Genomic DNA, 19257 nt, shown 5'->3' with positions numbered 1-19257 from the left:
AGACGTCCGTGGCCCTTTCTCCACGTTTCCGTTACCGCGGATAACGGCGTTGGTGGGGAAAAGCGAGGCGCCGGCCTCCCCATCGGGAGCCGGCGCCTCGCGTGGCTTTGCTTTAAACGCTGCCTGGCTATGAAGGCTGCCTTGCCGCAAAGCGGGCAATGCGCAGAATGCTATTTAGCCTTCGCAGTCGTGGCAGTACTTCAGCCCGTTCTTTTCCTTGGCTACCTGGGACCGGTGACGGACCAGGAAGCAGGAGCCGCAGGTGAACTCGTCGGACTGCTCGGGAACGACGATGACCGTCAGTTCCTCGTTGGAAAGATCGGCGCCCGGAAGGTCGATGCCCTCGGCGGTGTCGTTCTCGTCGAGGTCGATGACGGCGGTCTGGGCACCGCCGCCGCGGGACGCCTGGAGGGCCTCCAGAGACTCCGAGGGAGTCTCTTCTTCTGTCTTGCGTGGGGCGTCGTAATCGGTAGCCATAGCGTTGTTCACTTTCGTTGCTGCACAGCGCCATTCAGGCACCTCAGTGAAGCAGTTTAGGTCATAAAGCGGCAACGTCAAGAATAGTGTGGCCAAGGCGACACTAATTGGTCTTTTCGGCCTGTTCCGCGGGCTTCCCGGCGTCATTTCGGTGGGTTCCGGGCGCGTGGCCTGCCGCCACGGCAACCCCGCTGAGCGGAGGCAGCCAGGCCCAGCGCGTGACTTCCTGAAGGGCATCGCTGGCCTGCTCGGCAGTGGCAGGAACCGGAGGAAAGAGCAGGAATTCCGCGAGCGCCGCACGCATTCGGGTGAGCATCTTTGTCATGGTCATGGCGCCAAGCTATGCGGCCCGTGTTGTGGGCACGTTTCCGCGCAGTCTCCTGGCTGTTAAGTCTCCCGGCAGATGAGCCGCACTGCAGAGCGGACTGGCGGGGCGCCGTCGTCCGTCTTAGCCTTGACCTTTTCTGGATCTCACTACCCAGCAGGAGGAGGCACCATATGGCGACGAAACTGAACCGCAAGGCACTGGAGCACGCACGCAGCCTCGTGAAGAAGGGGAAGGTGGAGCGGGACGTCCGTGATGACTGGAGTGAGCACGCGCCGTCAGCGGACGACGAGAACTCCTTTATCGACAAACACGGCTTCGACGAGTTCTCGAATTGGCACCTCGGCATTGATAAGGAGAAATCCGAGGGCACCAAGGGCAGCGTGAGCTTTCCTTTCGGGGACCTTAGGAAGGTCCACCGCTGCGCCATTATTTCGCTGGAGAGCCGGGCGGCGCAGTACGACCACGACGACATCCGCAAGGCCGCAAAGGATTTGCTCGAGCAGATTGACGCGGACTAGCCCTATTAACACCGGACGAAGAAACCCCTCCCTGCCGGCGAAGATCCGGAAGGGAGGGGTTTGCATTCCTGCGGCTCAGCAACGCCGTCGTTAGTGTGCGTACCCGGCGGCGGCTTCGGTGAGCGTTTTGCCCTTGGTCTCCGGAGCCAGCCACTGGGACAGCGCGGCACCGGCGAGTGCGACACCGGCGGCAATCAGCATGGTCGGGCCGGACCCGAGTGCTTCCATGGACATCGGCAACAGGAAGGTACCGATGCCTGCGCCGACCCGGCTGATGGCGGCTGCGAAGCCTGTTCCGATCCCTCGGATCTCCGTCGGAAGCACCTCGCCCGGGTAGACGTTCGTCAATGTGTTGTACCCAGCGTTGAAGAACGAGAAGACCAGGAAGAGGACGAGCACGACGGGCGCCGGCGCTCCGGCCCACAGGCCGATGATCCCGAGGACGACGGCGCACAGCCACTGCGGCGGAACGGTCAGGGTGCGGCGGCCGGCCTTTTCGATCAGCAGGAACGTGATCACGACCCCGGCCAGGGCGACGGCGGACAGCCCGACTCCACCGGCGAGTCCCCCGGCGAGGCCGTACTGTTCCAGGACGCTGTCGGCGAAGGTGGCGATGGCGAAGTACGGCGTCACGGCGCAGAACCAGAACCCGGAGATGAAGAGCGTGGAGCGCCAGTATTCCTTGGAGAAGAGCATCCCGAAGCTGCCCTTGCGGACGTCCTCGTGCTGGACGTCGTCAAGCGCGTCGTCCGGCATGTACTTGTAGGCGAGGGCGCGCGCTTCGTCCTTGCGGCCTACGCTCCACAGCCACCGTGGTGACTCCGGCATGCCGAGCCGGCCCAGGAAGAGGGCCACCGCGATGAACGTGCTGGTCCCCAGGATGAAGTGCCAGCTGAGATCCGTGTACTCGTTCAACAGATGGCCGATCAGGAACGCGATCATGAAGCCGCCGTACCAGGCGATCCCCATTGCGGCCATGAGCCGCCCCCGGAGGTGCGTTGGCGAGAACTCAGCCATCAGCGGCCAGCCGACCGCGTACTCGGCGCCGATCGCGATGCCCATCAGCAACCGCACAATAATGAGCAAGGTCGGCGAGTCGACAAAAAACTGCATTCCTGACGCGATAGCGAACAGGCCGATGTCGAACATGAAAATTGGCTTACGGCCCCACTTGTCGGAGGCCCAGCCACCGATCGGTGAGCCGATCAGGATGCCGATCAGCGCGGACGCTGCGATCAGGCCCTGCCAAAACGCGGTGAGTTGCAGGTCCTCGGCCATCCTCCCCGACACCGGTCCGATGATGCCCAGGACGTAGCCGTCCAGGACCATGCCGCCGATCAGGACTGAGACCATTCTGATTAGGAAGCGTCGCTTGCTCGCCGATGAGTCCGTACTCCGATGGGCGGTTGGGTTCTTCATGGATGACATGGTCACTCCTGGCAGGTTGGGATGGACGAGGCGGATATTGCCGTGTTCGCGACACTGAGAAGCTGGCATTCGCGCAATTTGACCTCCCGGTCAATGAGGGGCACTGCGTGCGTAAGGCTGGGTGTTCGTGTGGGAAGAGACTCCGGGGTCCGCCCTGTTTGAGGGCGGACTACCCGGGGCCACCTGCCCTGACCATGAGGCCGGGGCTGGGTTCGGCGGTAGTGACGAAAGGACCGGGCTGGCCTCAGCCGCGGTTGTACATGACGTGTTTGGTACGGGAGAAGTCCTCCAGGGCGTAGATGGAGAGGTCCCGGCCGTAGCCGGAGCCCTTGAAGCCGCCCCAGGGCATCTCGTTGGCAATGACCAGGTGCGAGTTGACCCAGACAGTGCCGAAATCGAGCCGGCGAGGAGCGGAAAGCGACCGGGCGGAGTTCTTGGTCCACACCGAGGCGGCCAGGCCGAAAACGGTTTCATTCGCCCGCGTGATGGCCTCCTCGTCGGTGCTGAAGGTCTCCACCGACACGACCGGGCCGAAGATCTCGTTACTCGCGATCGCGGCACCGGCAGGCACATCCGTGACGACCGTGGGTTCGATGAAGTAGCCCGGACCCTCCAGGGCGTTGCCGCCGACGGCGATCGTCAGCCCGTCCTTGCGGATGTCGTCAAGTGCGGCCAGGACCCGCTCATAGTGGGCCTTGGAGATCATGGAACCGATCTCGACGTCGTCACCCGCACCGGGTGCGCCGACCGAGATCTCGCTCACCTCGCGTACCAGCAGCTCAGTGAACTTCTCCGCGACCGACTCATGGACCAGCACACGACACGCCGCGCCGCATTCCTGCCCGCCGTTCCAGAACCCGGCTTCGCGCACGCCCTTGGCTGCGGCCGCCAGGTCGGCATCCCCGAACACGATGACGGGTGCCTTGCCGCCCAGTTCCAGGTGAACGCGCTTGACGGTGGCGGCTGCGCTTTCGGCGACCTTCTGGCCGCTGCCGACGCTTCCGGTGATGGCGACGAGGTCCACGTCCGGGTGCTCCGAAATCCGGTTACCCACCACCCTGCCGGAGCCGGTGACGATGTTCAGGACACCGGCGGGAACCTCGTCGGCGATGAGTTCGGCCAGCTTGAGCGTGGTCAGCGGAGTCTGTTCCGACGGTTTGAGCACCAGGGTGTTGCCGGCGGCGAGGATCGGGGCGATCTTCCAGGCAGCCATCAGCAGCGGGTAGTTCCATGGGGTGATCACACCAACCACGCCCACGGGTTCGCGGAAGACCACCGAGGTGTGGTTCTCCGCGTAGTCGTCAGCGCCGAGCGTGGTGAAGGCACGGGCAGCGCCCGCGGAGAACCGGAAGGTGTCGACCGCACTCGAGATGTCGTCCTCGGCCACGGCCGCCGGCTTGCCGGTGTTGACAGCTTCGAGGGTCTCGAGCAGCTCGCGGTTGTCCTCGATGATGTCCGCGATGCGAAGCAGGACCGAGGAACGATCTTTGGGGGTCTTCGCTGCCCAGCCTGCCTTGGCCGCGACGGCAGCCTCGACGGCGGCGTCGACGTCCTCAACCGAACCGGAGGGGACCTGCGTGATGGTCTCCTCGGTGGCCGGATTCACCACATCGGCGGTGGCATCCGAAATCGAGGGGACGAACTTGCCACCGATGAACTGCCCGAAAGGCGGGAGGGACGGCGTGGGCGCGTCTCCCGTCCGGCGGACGGTGAACAGTGCTGTTTCTGTCGTTGCCATGGACTATCCCACCTTTACGTTGAGGGCGGAGAGGGCCTGCTCGACGCGGGCGAGGTCCTCGGCGGTGAGGTCTGCCGTGGGGCGCCGGGGCGAGCCGGCCGGAAGGCCTTGCAGGGTAAGGCCGGCCTTGACGGCGGGGATGAACGGCACGGAAAGGAGGGCGTCGATGACCGGGTACACGCCGTTCCACAGTTCCAGGGCTCCGGCCAGGTCGCCTTCGGCGATCAGGCGGCTGACGGCCACGATTTCGTTGGGGACCACGTTGGCGGTGCCGGCCATCACGCCCGCTGCGCCCTCAACCAGTGCGCTGTAGAGGTACACGTCCCAGCCGATGAAGGTGCCGATGACGTCCGAGTGGTGGTGGATCAGCTGCAGCGCCTGTTCCCAGTTCGCGCTGGAGTCCTTGATGTACTTGATGTTGTCCACTTCTTCGGCCAGCGCACGGACCGTGGCCGGGTCCAGGTTGACGCCGGTGACGGCCGGGATGTTGTAGAGCATCACCGGAATGCTGATGGCCCGGGCGACGTCCTTGATGTACGTGACCGTCTCCTCCAGGGACAGCGGCTCGTAGTACGGCGTGATGAGCATGAGTACGTCCGCGCCGGCCTTTTCGGCCACCTGCGACAGCCGGATGGCCTCGGCGGTGGAGGTGGCGCCGGTGTTGGCGATGACGGGCACGCGGCCGTTCGCCTGTTCGATGACAGTGTTGATGAGGAGCAGCCGCTCCTCGGAGGACAGGGCACCGACCTCGCCGGTCGATCCGGCGGCGACGACGCCGTCGACGCCGGCGTCGATGGAGCGGTCAACAATGAGCCGCAGGGTGTCGACGTCGAGGGCGCCATCCTGCTTGAAGGGCGTGGACAGTGCGGTCAGGACGCCGCGGAGGTCGTTGGTCATGAATAATTCCTCTTCTTCAGTGGTGCGGGTGTGGGGAACGATCGGTGGTTCAGGCGAGGATGGTTGTTAGGCGACGATCGAGAGGCCGGACTGCGGCGGTGCCTGGCGGTGAGTGGCGAGCAGGCTTGCGGCCTCCTGGGCTGCCGAGAACCCGGTGGTGATGGAGCTTTCGGTGTAGAGGGTTCCGAGGTAGTCGCCCGCCAGGAACACGCGATCGGTGCCCCGCATGAGTGTGGACTGGAGCTTGGCCCGGCCGGGGAAGCAGTAGGGGGAAGCAACCTTCCAGCGGTCGGTCTTGGCCTCGACGACACTGTCGGCGAACCCGTGGCCGAGGACCTGGTCGAGGTCGGTGAGGTGGGTCTTGATGACTTCCTCTTCGCTCTTCTCCAGCAGTGCCTTCCCGAGGCTGGCCGGTGAGAAGGTCATGAAGCTGCCGCCCGGTTTGCGCACGGACTCGGTGCCACGGACGATGCTCGCCTGGTTCAGCGCGATCGCGAACGAGCGCTTGGGTGCCGCTATGGCGTAGATGTCGTCCCAGGGGCGGGCCGAGGTTTCGTTGGTCAGGAACGCTGTGCTGACGTGCGGTCCGTACTTGATCTGGCTGAGTGCACCGCGCAGGTTCTCCGGAAGGTCCACGCCGATCCTGTGCGTCACGTCGGCGGTGGTCGCGAGGACAACGGAGCGGGCTTCCACTTCGTGGTCGACGCCGCCCTGGCTGTAGCGGACGACGACGGATTCCTTCTTGTGCACGACTTCCTGCACGGTGGCGCCGAGGTGGATGCGATCGCCCAGTGAGGCTGCGACCGATTCGGTCAGGGTGGACGGGCCACCGACGATGCCTTGGCTGAGGCCCTGGCCGATACCCAGCACCAGGCTGAAGTATCCGATGCCGGCGCCGGCGGAGATCTCGTTCATGTCACCGGCCGAGCGGGTGACAGTGGTCCCAAAGAGTGCGGCTGCGTCCTCCGAAAGGCCTCCGATGAAGTCCTGGAACGAGCTGTCGTTCTCGAAGTCGTAGATGCGCTGCTGCCGCATGGCACCGGACTCCCCCGCACGCTTCCGGACCACGCCCGTGTACTTGGCGACGCCGCTGACCACCTTCATGCCGGCCCGCAGCGTGTCGATGCGGGAGGACAGGGACATCGGGATGCGGAAGGGATACGTGGCGATGTGCCCCTCGCGGATGAACTTCCCGTTCATCGACAGGGCCTGGAGCGAGCCCGGAATGTTGACGGAGGTCACGCCGACCTCGTTGAGCAGGGAATCGGTGGAGGATCCTGGGCCGGCGAAAACGTGACCGCCCCAGTTCAGCCAGTAGGCACCCCGGCGCTCCGAGCGGATCCGCCCGCCGACGCGGTGCTCGGACTCCAGAACTACGGTGTCCCAGTGCCGCAGCCGCCACGCTGCTGACAGTCCGGCGAGTCCAGCGCCGACGATGACTACATCTTTCATGGTTTTTGAACTTTCTTACTCAGGAGATCCACGGCGCCGGGGCTGCCAGTTCAGAGGAGGCATCCGGCGGTGGGGAAGACATGGGAGGTGATGCATTCCTGGGGCGGGGTGTGCCCCTAGTCACAAATTAAAGATACATCATTGTATGTTTAATGCAATAGCTTTTTTGGACCTGCAGGAGTGCTACGGACCGGACGGGAGATCACCGGCCTCACCCACGGCATGTCCGGTGCAGGCCTCCCCACAACGACGCCGGCCGGCCACCTCGTAAGGTGACCGGCCGGCGTCGTACTTCCCTCAACTCTCCCGAATTTTGTCCATAAAATGGGCTGTTGGCGCCTGAACTGCCAGTGCCCGCCCTACTTGCTGAGCTCCAGGATGGTCTTTGCCAGGACAGCGACGCCCGCTTCGCAGTCCTCCGGTGTTGAGCACTCGCGGGGGTTGCGCCTACGGCCGTGCAATAACCGCGGACAAAAACCACAATGGGGGGCCAGGTGGAAACTCCGGGGCACCTGCAGCTGACCGCCTGCGCGGGGTGAAACGTGGGGTTATTGCCTTGCGGGCCGGATTAAACCTTCGGCGCGTCCGCACGGCGACAGGACCCGCCGGTCAGACTAAAATGGAGCCCCCTGTCGGATTCGAACCGACGACCCCCGCTTTACAAGAGCGGTGCTCTGGCCAACTGAGCTAAGGAGGCGCACCCGTGAGGGCAGGCGCCGAGACGGCGCTAGATAAGGTTAGCCCAAGGACCGCCCGCCCGTAAAAACGGGCACCGGCAAGAAACAGACAACCAGTTAAACAGAAGAGTGGCCCGGCCCCGGAAAATCCGGATGCCGGGCCACTGACCTAAAGAACGTTAGGCCTTGGCCTTGATGGCTGCCTCGACGAAGGCCGGGAATTCCGTCTGGGCACTGTCGCCCTTGCCCCACTGCTTGCCGTCCACAAGGACCGTCGGTGTACCGCTTACGCCAATGGCGGCGGCTTCCTGGGTGGCGTACTTGACCCAGGGACGGTACGTCTTGTTCTCGACGCAGGAACCGATGTCCTTGGCGCCCACGTCCGTGGCCAGCTTCTTCAGTTCGTCGTCGGAAAGCCCCGCACCGCCTTCCGCCGGCTGGTTGGCGAACAGGGTGTCCACAAAGGCCGAGTACTTCTCCGGGGATTCGTTCACCACGCACGCAGCGGCGTTGGCTGCACGGGAGGAATAGTTGGTGGTGGAGCGGGTGTCCAGGAAGCCCAGGGCGCGGTACTCCACCGTGATCTTGCCTTCGTTACGCAGCTTCGTCAGGGTCTCGTTGTATGTCGCCTCGAAGTTCTTGCAGACGGGGCAGATGAAGTCGATGTAGAGGACAACCTTCACCGGCTTGCCCTTTTCTGCTTCCGCGCCGGGGGCCGTAACGGTGGCAGGTGCCGAAGCCGCGGGCGACGGAATGTCCGCGACGTTCACGGTCGCGGCGTCGGTCTTTGCCACTTCGGTGCCCTTGAGCAGAGTGACGCCGCCGTGGACGTTTCCGTTGGCCGGGGTGGGGCCCTGGTCCGCCACCGGGGCGTTGTTCTTAAGGCTGGTGGTCACCACCAGCGCGACGACGGCAAGGATGGCCACGACGGCGACCACGATGCCCCAGCCAATGAGCAGTTTGTTCCGCTTGTCCTTCTTAAGCTGCGCCTCGCGGATTTCGCGGGCTTTCTCGCGGGCGTCGGCCGTGCGTTGTGCTTTGGACTGGCGGGGTTCGTTTGCGGGGCTCATTAGTTCCTCGTGTCGTACGGACAGATGCGGACCACCCGGGGCCACCTCCCCCAGTTTAGGGGAGAACCCGGAGCTTGCGCTTTCAAGTATTTCCTTCAGCCTGACCAACGGACGAATGGCCCGGAAGATTCCGGCCAGATAGGGTTGATGCCAGTCACAAGCAACCTCAGGGAGCCCCAATGCACGGAGCTGTAAGCGACAAATCCGACACAAAAACGGAGAGCGCGGCCGTGCCCGGCAGCAGCTCGGACCCTGCCAAGGACGGTCCGACGGACGCCACCAAGTACGACTTCATGGTGGTCTCCAACCGCCTGCCGGTGGACCGCTGCGCCCCCGGCGAGCCGGGGGACGACGGCTCCGGCTGGCGGCGCTCCCCCGGCGGCCTGGTCACCGCCCTTGCTCCCATGATGACCAGAACGGACGGCGCCTGGGTGGGCTGGCACGGTGCCGCGGATGAGACAGTGGAGCCATTCAGCCACGGCGGCATGGACCTCGTCCCGGTACAGCTCAGCAGCGATGACGTTGAGCTGTATTACGAGGGCTTTTCCAACGCGACGCTGTGGCCCCTGTACCACGATGTCATCGCCCCGCCGGAGTTTCACAGGACCTGGTGGGACGCCTACCGCACGGTGAACAGAAGGTTCGCTGACGCCGTCGTCCGTACTGCCGATGAGGGCGCAACGGTCTGGGTGCAGGACTACCAGCTCCAGCTGGTGCCGCGCATGCTGCGCCAGGCTCGGCCGGACCTGAAGATCGGATTCTTCAACCACATCCCGTTCCCGCCGCCGGAGATCTTCGCCCAGCTCCCCTGGCGTCAGGCCATCATCGACGGGCTGCTGGGGGCCGACCTCGTCGGCTTCCAGCGCAGCAGCGACGCCGGAAACTTCATGCGCTCGGCCCGGCGCTTCCTCGGGGCCAGCGTCAAGCAGCAGCAGGTCCACGTCAAGGACGCCGACGGCGAACATACCCACATCGCGCGCGCCCAGGCCTTCCCCATTTCCATTGATGTCCAGCACATCACCGAACTGGCGAAGAACCCCGAGATCATCGAACGCTCCCGCCAGATCCGGCAGGACCTCGGCAACCCCAAGACCATCCTGCTGGGAGTGGACCGGCTGGACTACACGAAGGGCATCGGCCACCGCCTCAAGGCCTACGAGGAGCTCCTTAACGAGGGCAAGCTCAAGGTGGGCGACGCGACGCTGATCCAGGTTGCCAGCCCCAGCCGCGAGCGCGTGGAGCAGTACCGGCTCCTGCGTGAAGAGGTCGAGGGTACCGTGGGCCACATCAACGGCACCTACGACACCATCGAGAACACGGCCGTCCGCTACCTTCACCACAGCTACCCGGTGGAAGAGATGGTGGCGCTCTACCTGGCGGCGGACGTCATGCTGGTCACGGCACTGCGCGACGGCATGAACCTCGTCGCCAAGGAGTACGTCACGGCCCGCACCAGCAATGACGGCGCGCTGGTGCTCAGCGAATTCGCCGGCGCCGCAGACCAGCTCAAGCAGGCGCTGCTGATGAACCCGCACGACATCGACGGCCTCAAGGACGCAGTGATGCGGGCCGTCAGGATGACACCCAAGGAAGCGGCCCGCCGCATGCGTTCCATGCGCAAGCAGATCCTGGACCACGACGTCGACCACTGGTCCGCCGACTTCCTGAACGCCCTCAACGAGAAGGTAATTCGCGATGACTCCTGAGGCTGAGCACACCGGCGAGGCCGGCCGCACCCGGCTGACACTGTCCCCCGAACTGCTGGAGGCGGTGCGCCGCATCGCCGGCACAGACCACCTGCTGGTGGCCATGGACTTCGACGGCACCATCTCCCCCATCGTGGACCACGCCCGGGACGCGCGCCCGCTCCCCCGCTCGGCTGCCGCCTTCGCCGAACTGGCCGCTTTACCGCGTACGACGACGGCGCTCATCTCCGGGAGGGCACTGGACAGTTTGCGGGCGGTCGCCTCCCCGCCGGAGGAGACCCTGCTGATCGGCAGCCACGGCGCCGAGGCGTGGCTGGGTCCGGGCTCCGCGCCGCTGACCCTCGACCCCGCGCAACTGTCGCTCCTCGAGGAGGTCCGGGGCATCCTGAAGGAGATCGCGGAACTGGCCCCCGGCACGGTCCTGGAGGAAAAGCCCGCCGGCGTCGTGCTGCACACCCGCCTGGCCACGGACGATGTTGCAGAGGATGCTGTTGCCGCGGCCCGCGCCGCGCTCCAGGACCGGCCCGGCGTCTACCTGAAAAACGGCAAACGCGTCCTGGAAACGTCCGTGGTGCACGCGTCCAAGGGCGAGGGCGTCGACTTCCTCCGCCAGGCCACGGGCGCAACCGGCGTGCTCTTCGCTGGCGACGACACCACCGACGAGGACGCCCTGGCCCGCCTGGGCCAGCACGACGTCGGCGTGAAGGTGGGCCTCGACTTCACCCAAGCAGAATTCCGGGTTGAGGCGCCGGTGCACATCGCAGAACTACTCGAGGCGCTGCTGCGGGAACGCCGGAAGACCGTCACTCCGGGATAGCGCGGCGGGAGGCGCCGTGGCGCATCTCATGTGTGACGTCCGTAACATTTTGTCCGATTCGCGATAAATCTGACATACTCTTCTTTGTGATGTGGCGCACAGAACCGTGCGGCGTCACTCGATGCTCCTCGGCCCCGGCCGGGGAGTCATCATGTAGGGCATAACTGAATTACATGAACCATTCACTACGGATCGTCCGGCACGTACCTGCCGGTGAAGGGATTGATAACTGTGGCAACAGTTACTTTTGACAACGCTACGCGTCTGTACCCGGGCACTGATAAGCCCGCTGTTGACAAGCTCAACATCGAAATCGCCGACGGCGAATTCCTGGTCCTCGTTGGACCCTCCGGTTGCGGTAAGTCCACCTCCCTGCGCATGCTGGCAGGCCTCGAGGACGTCAACGCCGGCCGGATCCTCATTGGCGACCGCGACGTCACCGACGTTCCGCCGAAGGACCGCGACATCGCGATGGTCTTCCAGAACTACGCCCTGTACCCGCACATGACCGTGGCGGACAACATGGGCTTCGCCCTGAAGATCGCCGGCGTGAGCAAGGAAGAGCGCGCCGAGCGGGTCCGCGAAGCCGCAAAGCTCCTGGACCTTGAGCAGTACCTTGACCGCAAGCCCAAGGCACTCTCCGGCGGCCAGCGCCAGCGTGTTGCCATGGGCCGCGCCATCGTGCGTAACCCGCAGGTCTTCCTCATGGACGAACCGCTCTCCAACCTGGACGCCAAGCTCCGCGTCCAGACCCGCACCCAGATTGCGTCCCTCACCCGCCGTCTGGGCGTCACCACCGTTTACGTGACCCACGACCAGGTCGAGGCCATGACCATGGGCGACCGCGTTGCGGTACTCAAGGACGGCCTGCTGATGCAGGTGGACACCCCGCGCAACCTGTACGACCGCCCCAAGAACGTCTTCGTGGCAGGCTTCATCGGCTCCCCCGCCATGAACCTGCTGGAACTTCCCGTGGTCGACGGCGGCGTCCAGTTCGGCGGCACCGTTTACCCCGTGCCGCGCAACGTCCTTGAAGAGGCTCACGGCCAGACGGTCACCCTGGGCAGCCGGCCCGAGGACCTCGAGACCGCAGCACAGGGCGAAGGCATCCAGGTCGAGGTCGACGTCGTCGAAGAGCTCGGTGCCGACGCTTACGTCTACGGCCACACCACGCTGGACGGCAAGACCCACGACATCGTGGCCCGCGTCGACGGCCGACGCCCCCCGATGAAGGGCGAGTCCCTCTGGGTCCGTCCGCAGTCCGGCCACGTGCACCTGTTCGACACCAAGACCGGCGAGCGCCTGGGCGACTAATCCCCACCGGTTCCCTAGCCTCGCTCCGCTCGGCCAGGGAACCCTGCCGGCGTGGGCCCACCCACCGGCACCCTAGCCTCGCTCCGCTCGGCCAGGGAACCCTGCCGGCGTGGGCCCAAGGTAACTGCACAAAACTGGCGGCGGCCCTCCTGACTGGAAGGGCCGCCGTCGGGCTTTAACCGCTGCCACCTTTTAGGCACCCCCCGCAAAATACGGAAGAATTGACCCATGACCGAGGAACGCAACGCGCAGTGGCACGATGAACCCACCGACTACGGGCAGATCGGCAAACTGCCGCGGTTCGAAGCCGCCAGCGCCAACGACGACAAGGCAGCCTCGGTCGCCAGCAACCTCAACATCACGGCTGCTGCCGCCGACCCCGAGCTCCTCGACCTGCCGTGGCACGTAGCGCTCGAGGACTGGCCTGCGGAAAACCTCGCCGCGCTCCCCCGCGGTATCTCCCGGCACATCGTGCGGTTCGCCCACCTCGGCGGCTCCGTCATCGCCATCAAGGAAACCTCCGAGCACGTGGCCCGCCACGAGTACCACATGCTCCGCAAGCTCGCGCGGCTGGACGTGCCCTGCGTGGAGCCGGTCGCCGTCATCACCGGCCGCACCACCCCCGACGGCCGTCCCCTGAACCCGGTCCTCGTGACCCGCCACCTGAAGTTCTCCATGCCGTACCGCGCGCTCTTCTCGCAGATGCTGCGCAAGGACACGCTCACCCGGCTCATCGACGCCCAGGCGCTGCTGATGGTCCGGCTGCACCTCATCGGCTTCTACTGGGGCGACGTCTCGCTCTCCAACACCCTGTTCCGCCGGGACGCCGGCGCCTTCGCCGCCTACCTGGTGGACGCCGAAACCGGCGAGCTGTACCCGGACCTGTCCACCGGCCAGCGCGAATACGATCTGGAGATCGCCCGCGTCAACATCGCCGGCGAACTCATGGACCTCCTCGACGGCGGGCTGATCGAGGAGAAGGTGGACCCCGTGGCCACCAGCGAACTCATCATGGAAAGCTACCGGCGCCTGTGGACCGAGCTGACCGCCAAGGAATCCTTCGAACTGGGCGAGCGCTGGCGCGTCGGCGCCCGTATCCGCCGGCTCAACGAGCTCGGCTTCGACGTCGAAGAGTACGCGATCAAAACCACCCAGAACGGTTCCACCATCCAGCTGCAGCCGAAGGTGGTCGACGCCGGCCACCACATGCGCCGCCTGCTGCGCCTGACGGGCCTCGACGCCCAGGAGAACCAGGCCCGCCGCCTGCTCAACGACATGGACACCTTCCGCGCCGACAACAACCCGGAGATGGACGAGGAATACAGCGCGCACCTGTGGGTCAGCCAGATCTTCGAGCCGATCGTCAGGTCCATCCCCCGCGACCTCTCCGGGAAGCTCGAACCAGCCGAAGCCGTGCACGAGGTGCTGGAGCACCGCTGGTACATGTCCGAAAAGCAGGAACGGCACATCCCGCTGGCCGAGGCCGTCCAGTCCTACATCGACTCGATCCTGCGCCACCGCCGCGACGAGGCCGCCATCATGCTGAACCCGGACACGGAGCTGCTGAAGATCCTCGCCGTGGAGACCGAGGAATCCCGGTACGGCGCCGATGAGTCCGAGGACGACTATCCCGACGCCGACGACTGAGGCAATGGCGGCCCGGCGGACCCTAAATTTTGCGGCGCCCGGCGGGCTTTAGCCCTGTCCTAGAGCGCCTTGCCCTAGATCGCCTTGCCCGGGTTCAGGATGCCGGCGGGATCGAAGAGATTCTTGACCCGGCGCTGCAGCTCGCGGAGCGGCTCCGGCTGCTCGAGACCCAGCCAGCGCAGCTTGTACTGCCCCACACCGTGCTCGCCCGTGATGGTCCCGCCCATTTCCAGGGCTGCCACGATTGATGCGTCGAGTGCCGTGTTCAGGCGAAGCATGGCGCCGGCGTCCACCTCGTCGTTCACGCGTTCGATCCAGAACGTGGGGTGCAGGTTCCCGTCCCCCGCGTGGGCCACCACCTTCAGCCTGACATCGTGGGCCTCGGCCAGGGCCTCAAGCGCCGCCACGTAGTCCACCAGCCTCGAACGCGGCACGGCAACGTCCTCGCCCACGCGGTACTGGTCGTCCACCTCGACGCCCCTGCTGTTTCGCCGCAGTTCCACCAGCTGTTCCGCCTCGGCGCTGGCCTCGGTGGTCACCACCGCGCCGCCGGCCGCCAGCACTTCACGCACGACGTCGGCCTCCGCCGCCGCCCCGAAGCCGTCCGTCTGGACCAGGAGCAGCGAAGCTCCGCGCGAGGCGAGATCCGAGCCGTGCAGCTCGTCCAGCTGGGCCAGCGATCCGCCGTCGAGCAGTTCCATGATGGCAGGCTGCACGCGGGCCTTGCCCACGGCGAGCACACCGGCCGCCGCCTGCCGGAATCCGGGGTAGAAGGCGGCGATGGTGTGCACCTCGCGGGGCAGGTACTTGAGCCGGACGGTCGCGCCGACCACGATTCCCAGCGTGCCCTCCGACCCCACGAACAGCCCGGTCAGGTCGTAGCCCGCCACGCCTTTGAAGGTCTGGTGCCCGGTATGCAGCAGCGAGCCATCCGCAAGGACCATGTCCAGGGCCAGCACCGAATCCCGGGTCACGCCGTATTTTGCACACCGCAGGCCTCCGGCGTTGGTGGCCACGTTCCCGCCGATGGTGGAGATCCTGAAACTTGCGGGATCCGGAGCGAACATGAGCCCGTGCACCGCGGCGGCGTCGTTCAGGTCGGCGTTGATGACGCCAGGCTCGACGACGGCGGTCTCGTCATCCGCGTTGAGCTCCAGAATGCGGTTCATCCGTTCCAGGCCAAGGACAACGCACCCCTCGCTGGCATGGGCGCCGCCCGAGACTCCGGTCCCCGCGCCGCGGGGCACCAGCGGCACGTTCCGGGCGGCACAGGCCTTGACTGTGGCCTGGACGTCATCGACGGACTCCGCCAGAACCACGGCGGCGGGCAGCCGGTAGTCCACCACGGGAGCCTGGTCCACCGCGTAAACCGCGAGTGCGGCGTCGCCCCGGAGCACCTTCCGCGGCCCCAGGATTGATGTCAGTTCGTCGGCGAAGCTGCCCATGTGTCTCCCGTCCAATCACTTTGCTTCAGTCTAGATGTCATGTGGAGCACGCCCACGGCCCTTTGGCTCGGTCGCAGGAGGGGCTGTTGGGCCTCGACGCTGGAAGCGTTTCCAATTCCGTTTCTTGGCGTGACCGAATGGCTCCATCGCATGACGCCAATTGTCAATCATTTGAACGGTGTAAGCGCTTTCATTCCCTGCCCTCCTGCCTTTAGGATTGGCCAATGTCTGTTGACTCGTTTCTGCTCTCGGCGTCGCCGCTGGCTGGCTCCCTGACGCCCATCCACGCCCCGGACAACGCGCACGGCTGGTGGCGATCAGCTGTCATTTACCAGGTGTACCCGCGCTCCTTCCGGGACATGAACGGCGACGGCATCGGTGACCTCGCGGGGATCACCGCCGAGATGCCGCAGCTTGCCGAGCTCAACGTGGACGCCGTCTGGCTCTCGCCCTTCTACCGCTCGCCGCAGCGCGATGCCGGATACGACGTCAGCGACTACTGCGACGTCGACCCGATCTTCGGCACGCTCGGGGACTTCGACGGCATGGTGGCTGAGGCGAATCGCCTGGGCCTGCGCGTCATAGTGGACTTGGTCCCTAACCACTGCTCGGACCAGCACCGCGATTTCCAGGCTGCGCTGGCGGCCGGCGCGGGCAGCCCCGAGCGGGACATGTTCATCTTCCGGGACGGCCAGGGCGCCGAGGGCAACGAACCTCCCAACAACTGGGAATCGCACTTCGGTGGCTCCGCCTGGACCCGGATCACCGAGCCCGATGGCGCTCCGGGCCAGTGGTACCTGCACCTCTTTGATTCATCGCAGCCCGACTTCAACTGGGACAACCAGGCCGTACATGACGAGTTCGAACGCATCCTGCGCTTCTGGCTGGACCGGGGCGTCTCCGGCTTCCGCGTGGACGTTGCGCACGCCCTGGTCAAGGCCCCGGGCCTTCCCGCCTGGGGCGGGCGGGCAGACGGCAGCAGCTCCGACGGCTTCCCCGGACACGAGGCACCGATGTTCGGCCAGCCGGCCCTGCACGATATTTACCGTGCGTGGCGCCGGATTCTCGAGGAGTACGGACCCGACCGCATCCTCTGCGCGGAAGCCAACGTGGACCCCCTGCCGCGGCTGGCCCACTGGGTCCGGCCCGACGAAATGCACCAGGCCTTCAACTTCCCCTACCTCCACGCGGGGCTGGACCTCCCCCGCCTGCGCCACATCGTGACTGAGTCCCTGACGTCCCTGGATGCCGTGGGTGCGCCCAGCACCTGGGTGCTGTCCAATCACGACGTCGTCCGGCACGCCACCCGCTTCGGGTACGACTGGTCCGGGCCCCGGGACGGTGACGGCATCGGCCCCGAGGACCCCCAGCCGGACGAGGAACTGGGCAGGACCCGGGCCGCCGCTGCGTCCCTCTTCATGCTGGGGCTGCCGGGCGGCGCCTACCTGTACCAGGGCGAAGAGCTCGGACTGCCCGACGGCATCGACATCCCGGGCCACCAGCGGCAGGATCCGACATTTGCGCGGACCGGCGGCGCCCGGCTGGGACGCGATGGATGCCGGGTCCCGCTGCCGTGGAAGGCATCCGAGCGTCACAGCGGCTTCGGCGACGGCGACGAGCCCTGGCTCCCGCAGCCGGAGAGCTTCACGAAACTGGCGCGGGATGCCCAGGCCGGGGACCCGTCGTCGCACTTGAACCTGTACCGCCGCATGCTGACTGTCCGCCGGGAACTGGACCTTGGACGCGGTTCCCTCGCGTGGGCGGAGGAATGGTGCACCGCGTCCTCCCTGGCATTCCTCAACGGGGACATTCTGGTGGTCATGAACACGGGTCCTGACCCTCTGGAACTGCCCTCCGGCGAGGTTGTGCTCCGCAGCTCGTCGCGCGTGGGCCTTGGCGAGGAGGACCGGCGGTTTGGACTGGGCCCGGGTGAAACCGTCTGGCTACGGATTTCTGCAGAGGCACCGGCGAGCTGAGACATGGCCGGCATCAAGGAGGTTGCGGAACGGGCCGGGCTTTCCATAGCCACCGTTTCGCGCGCCTTGAGCGGCAAGGGGCCCGTGTCGCCGGCGAGCCGGGAGCGTGCCCGGGCCGCCGCGGCCGAACTGGGATTCGTGCCCTCCTACCAGGCATCCAGCCTCGCCTCCGGCCGTACCCGCAACATCGGCCTCGTGGTCCCCACCGTCCGCCGCTGGTACTTCGCCTCGGTGGTGGAGGGCGTATCAGCAGCCCTCCTCGACGCCGGCTATGACCTGACGCTCTACAACATCACGGAGGGGGCGGTCCGGCGCCGGAGCATTCTCCAGGACTTCCTGCTGCGGAAACGCGTGGATGCGGTCATTGCAGTGGCACTGGCGCTGACGGAGGACGAGATCGGCCAGATGCTGGCCATCCAGCGGCCGCTGGTGGGCATCGGCGGACCGTTGCCCGGGGCCTCCACCATCCGCATAGACGACCACGGACTGGCGGAGTCGGCCACCAACCACCTGATCCGGCTCGGCCACAGCCGGATCGCGCACATCACGGGCGACTCGGTGTACGAGCAGGACTTCAGGATCCCGCGCACCCGGCGTGCGGGATTTGAGAAGGCGATGATGGCTGCAGGACTACCGGTGCGGCCGTCGTGGGTGGTCAAGGCGGACTTCACCATCGAGGGTGCCTACGCCGTGGCACGGGATCTGCTGGGTGGAACTTCGGAACGGCCCACGGCCGTCTTTGCAGCTTCGGACGAAATGGCGATTGGCACCATACTGGCGGCCAGAGACTTTGGGCTCCGGGTGCCGGAAGACCTGTCAGTACTCGGCATGGACGGGCACGAACTGGGAGACCTGTTCGGCCTGACCACGATCGATCAGGATCCGCGCGGCCAGGGCGCCCTGGCTGTAAGCCTGCTGCTCGAGGGGTTCGACGGCGGGACGGAACGGGCCGTTGTGGACACCGAATACCCAACTCGGTTTGCCATTCGGCGGAGCACGGCAGTGCCGCCGGCCTAGCTTGCCGCTACTCTGCGGCGCCGCCCATGAACCTTACGTACCGGTTCAGAACTTCCGGCCAGTCCTTCTCCCAGGCGGCCCGGGTGCCGGCAGGATCCTCGGCCCCTTCCCAGCCGTCATGGACGATACGCAGCTCGGTACCTTCCTCCACGCCGCGGAACACGACGCGCAGCTCGGTCGACCACAGGGCGGTGCTGCCGGGGTACCAGGACGCGTGGAAGGACAGCGGAGGCTGCCAGTCGTCAATGGTTCCCCAGACGGTGCTGCGGCCGTCCTCGGCTGACTCCAGGACGAGGTTCTCCTCGAACTCCACGTAGGAGCCCGGCCCATACACACTGTTGGTATCCATAGGCCACCAGAGATGAGTGTGGTCGGTGAACCCCATGAATGCGCGGGACACAGGCCCGGGAACAACAGCACTGCAGATGACCGGGCCTAGGTTGACGGCGGGCTCAGGCGCTTCGTTGCCGGCGGCGTGGCTGAAGAGATTTTCCATGGCTACCAACCTTACCGGCCCCGACCGGACGCTTCCTCACGCATCGTCGCTTCAACCCCAACCGGCGCCCAGGGCCGCGATGAGGCCGCTGTTGAGCCGGCCGGGCCCGGGCTCCTGCCAGTGACTGGCTGGGGGTTTTAAAAGGGTCAGGCCCCGACGTTATCGTCGGGGCCTGAGCCGTAAATAGTGTCCGGCGGTGACCTACTCTCCCACACCCTCCCGGGTGCAGTACCATCGGCGCTGTGGGTCTTAGC

The 19257-nt window shown here is 65.9% G+C and carries 16 protein-coding genes and 1 tRNA gene; 7 read left to right on the top strand and 10 right to left on the bottom strand.

Annotated features, from left to right (window positions below; all coding sequences use genetic code 11):
- Positions 1-174: 174 nt before the first annotated feature.
- Complete coding sequence (locus DBZ45_RS12665; protein ID WP_102973153.1) at positions 175-477, bottom strand: DUF4193 domain-containing protein; 303 nt, start codon at positions 475-477, stop codon at positions 175-177.
- Between the two features lie 103 nt (positions 478-580).
- Positions 581-808 (bottom strand): hypothetical protein, encoded by a 228-nt coding sequence (locus DBZ45_RS12660; RefSeq protein ID WP_223257052.1) that lies wholly within the window; start codon positions 806-808, stop codon positions 581-583.
- Between the two features lie 167 nt (positions 809-975).
- Here DBZ45_RS12660 and DBZ45_RS12655 point away from each other — a divergent pair, with 167 nt between their 5' ends.
- A complete protein-coding gene (locus DBZ45_RS12655; RefSeq protein WP_111904260.1) occupies positions 976-1323 on the top strand; it encodes a hypothetical protein in 348 nt (115 codons plus the stop codon).
- Between the two features lie 90 nt (positions 1324-1413).
- On the opposite strand, the gene DBZ45_RS12650 is transcribed toward DBZ45_RS12655, so the two are convergent.
- The 6 genes from DBZ45_RS12650 to DBZ45_RS12625 form a co-directional block, all read right to left on the bottom strand.
- The gene (locus tag DBZ45_RS12650) at positions 1414-2676 is read right to left on the bottom strand and encodes an MFS transporter (RefSeq protein ID WP_223257051.1); all 1263 of its coding nucleotides are present in this window, start codon (positions 2674-2676) and stop codon (positions 1414-1416) included.
- 319 nt (positions 2677-2995) lie between these two features.
- The gene (locus DBZ45_RS12645) at positions 2996-4489 is read right to left on the bottom strand and encodes an aldehyde dehydrogenase family protein (RefSeq protein WP_111904258.1); all 1494 of its coding nucleotides are present in this window, start codon (positions 4487-4489) and stop codon (positions 2996-2998) included.
- 3 nt (positions 4490-4492) lie between these two features.
- Positions 4493-5386, bottom strand: coding sequence for a 4-hydroxy-tetrahydrodipicolinate synthase (gene dapA, locus DBZ45_RS12640; protein ID WP_111904257.1), 894 nt, complete (start codon positions 5384-5386; stop codon positions 4493-4495).
- 66 nt (positions 5387-5452) lie between these two features.
- Positions 5453-6838 (bottom strand): protoporphyrinogen/coproporphyrinogen oxidase, encoded by a 1386-nt coding sequence (locus DBZ45_RS12635; protein ID WP_111904256.1) that lies wholly within the window; start codon positions 6836-6838, stop codon positions 5453-5455.
- Between the two features lie 620 nt (positions 6839-7458).
- Positions 7459-7535, bottom strand: a tRNA-Thr gene (locus DBZ45_RS12630).
- Positions 7536-7694: 159 nt separating this feature from the next.
- Complete coding sequence (locus tag DBZ45_RS12625) at positions 7695-8585, bottom strand: DsbA family protein (protein WP_111904255.1); 891 nt, start codon at positions 8583-8585, stop codon at positions 7695-7697.
- Between the two features lie 179 nt (positions 8586-8764).
- Between DBZ45_RS12625 and DBZ45_RS12620 the strand changes: the two genes are divergently transcribed.
- From DBZ45_RS12620 to DBZ45_RS12605, 4 genes are all read left to right on the top strand, one after another.
- The gene (locus DBZ45_RS12620) at positions 8765-10291 is read left to right on the top strand and encodes an alpha,alpha-trehalose-phosphate synthase (UDP-forming) (RefSeq protein WP_111904254.1); all 1527 of its coding nucleotides are present in this window, start codon (positions 8765-8767) and stop codon (positions 10289-10291) included.
- Positions 10281-11108 carry a trehalose-phosphatase gene (gene otsB, locus DBZ45_RS12615; protein WP_111904253.1) on the top strand — a complete coding sequence of 276 codons (828 nt, stop codon included), beginning with the start codon at positions 10281-10283 and terminating at the stop codon, positions 11106-11108. Before DBZ45_RS12620 ends, otsB begins: the two co-directional genes overlap by 11 nt.
- Before the next feature lie 231 nt (positions 11109-11339).
- Positions 11340-12422 (top strand): ABC transporter ATP-binding protein, encoded by a 1083-nt coding sequence (locus DBZ45_RS12610; RefSeq protein WP_111904252.1) that lies wholly within the window; start codon positions 11340-11342, stop codon positions 12420-12422.
- A 228-nt stretch (positions 12423-12650) separates the two neighbouring features.
- On the top strand, positions 12651-14069 hold the full coding sequence (locus tag DBZ45_RS12605) for a DUF4032 domain-containing protein (protein ID WP_111904251.1): 1419 nt from the start codon (positions 12651-12653) through the stop codon (positions 14067-14069).
- A 74-nt stretch (positions 14070-14143) separates the two neighbouring features.
- Here DBZ45_RS12605 and DBZ45_RS12600 read toward each other — a convergent pair whose 3' ends face one another.
- Complete coding sequence (locus tag DBZ45_RS12600; RefSeq protein ID WP_111904250.1) at positions 14144-15514, bottom strand: FAD-binding oxidoreductase; 1371 nt, start codon at positions 15512-15514, stop codon at positions 14144-14146.
- 224 nt (positions 15515-15738) lie between these two features.
- On the opposite strand from DBZ45_RS12600, the gene DBZ45_RS12595 reads away from it, so the two are divergent.
- Entirely contained in the window at positions 15739-17490 is a 1752-nt protein-coding gene (locus tag DBZ45_RS12595; protein ID WP_111904249.1) for a glycoside hydrolase family 13 protein, read from the top strand.
- A gap of 3 nt (positions 17491-17493) precedes the next feature.
- Positions 17494-18507 carry a LacI family DNA-binding transcriptional regulator gene (locus DBZ45_RS12590; RefSeq protein ID WP_111904248.1) on the top strand — a complete coding sequence of 338 codons (1014 nt, stop codon included), beginning with the start codon at positions 17494-17496 and terminating at the stop codon, positions 18505-18507.
- Between the two features lie 7 nt (positions 18508-18514).
- Here the strand turns inward: DBZ45_RS12590 and DBZ45_RS12585 are convergent, their stop codons facing one another.
- Positions 18515-19003 (bottom strand): hypothetical protein, encoded by a 489-nt coding sequence (locus DBZ45_RS12585; protein WP_111904247.1) that lies wholly within the window; start codon positions 19001-19003, stop codon positions 18515-18517.
- Positions 19004-19257 lie beyond the last annotated feature (254 nt).

It is taken from the genome of Arthrobacter globiformis (assembly GCF_003261175.1).
Lineage (GTDB): Bacteria > Actinomycetota > Actinomycetes > Actinomycetales > Micrococcaceae > Arthrobacter > Arthrobacter globiformis_A.
Note: the sequence above shows the minus strand (reverse complement) of the source record. Positions and strands in the feature narration are given on the sequence as shown.

Coding starts and splice junctions, on each gene's coding strand:
- DBZ45_RS12660 (WP_223257052.1), bottom strand. CDS start 808: ATGACCATGACAAAGATGCTCACCCGAATGCGTGCGGCGCTCGCGGAA.
- DBZ45_RS12600 (WP_111904250.1), bottom strand. CDS start 15,514: ATGGGCAGCTTCGCCGACGAACTGACATCAATCCTGGGGCCGCGGAAG.
- DBZ45_RS12590 (WP_111904248.1), top strand. CDS start 17,494: ATGGCCGGCATCAAGGAGGTTGCGGAACGGGCCGGGCTTTCCATAGCC.
- DBZ45_RS12585 (WP_111904247.1), bottom strand. CDS start 19,003: ATGGAAAATCTCTTCAGCCACGCCGCCGGCAACGAAGCGCCTGAGCCC.
- DBZ45_RS12620 (WP_111904254.1), top strand. CDS start 8,765: ATGCACGGAGCTGTAAGCGACAAATCCGACACAAAAACGGAGAGCGCG.
- DBZ45_RS12595 (WP_111904249.1), top strand. CDS start 15,739: ATGTCTGTTGACTCGTTTCTGCTCTCGGCGTCGCCGCTGGCTGGCTCC.
- dapA (WP_111904257.1), bottom strand. CDS start 5,386: ATGACCAACGACCTCCGCGGCGTCCTGACCGCACTGTCCACGCCCTTC.
- DBZ45_RS12650 (WP_223257051.1), bottom strand. CDS start 2,676: ATGGTCTCAGTCCTGATCGGCGGCATGGTCCTGGACGGCTACGTCCTG.
- otsB (WP_111904253.1), top strand. CDS start 10,281: ATGACTCCTGAGGCTGAGCACACCGGCGAGGCCGGCCGCACCCGGCTG.
- DBZ45_RS12655 (WP_111904260.1), top strand. CDS start 976: ATGGCGACGAAACTGAACCGCAAGGCACTGGAGCACGCACGCAGCCTC.
- DBZ45_RS12635 (WP_111904256.1), bottom strand. CDS start 6,838: ATGAAAGATGTAGTCATCGTCGGCGCTGGACTCGCCGGACTGTCAGCA.
- DBZ45_RS12665 (WP_102973153.1), bottom strand. CDS start 477: ATGGCTACCGATTACGACGCCCCACGCAAGACAGAAGAAGAGACTCCC.
- DBZ45_RS12645 (WP_111904258.1), bottom strand. CDS start 4,489: ATGGCAACGACAGAAACAGCACTGTTCACCGTCCGCCGGACGGGAGAC.
- DBZ45_RS12605 (WP_111904251.1), top strand. CDS start 12,651: ATGACCGAGGAACGCAACGCGCAGTGGCACGATGAACCCACCGACTAC.
- DBZ45_RS12625 (WP_111904255.1), bottom strand. CDS start 8,585: ATGAGCCCCGCAAACGAACCCCGCCAGTCCAAAGCACAACGCACGGCC.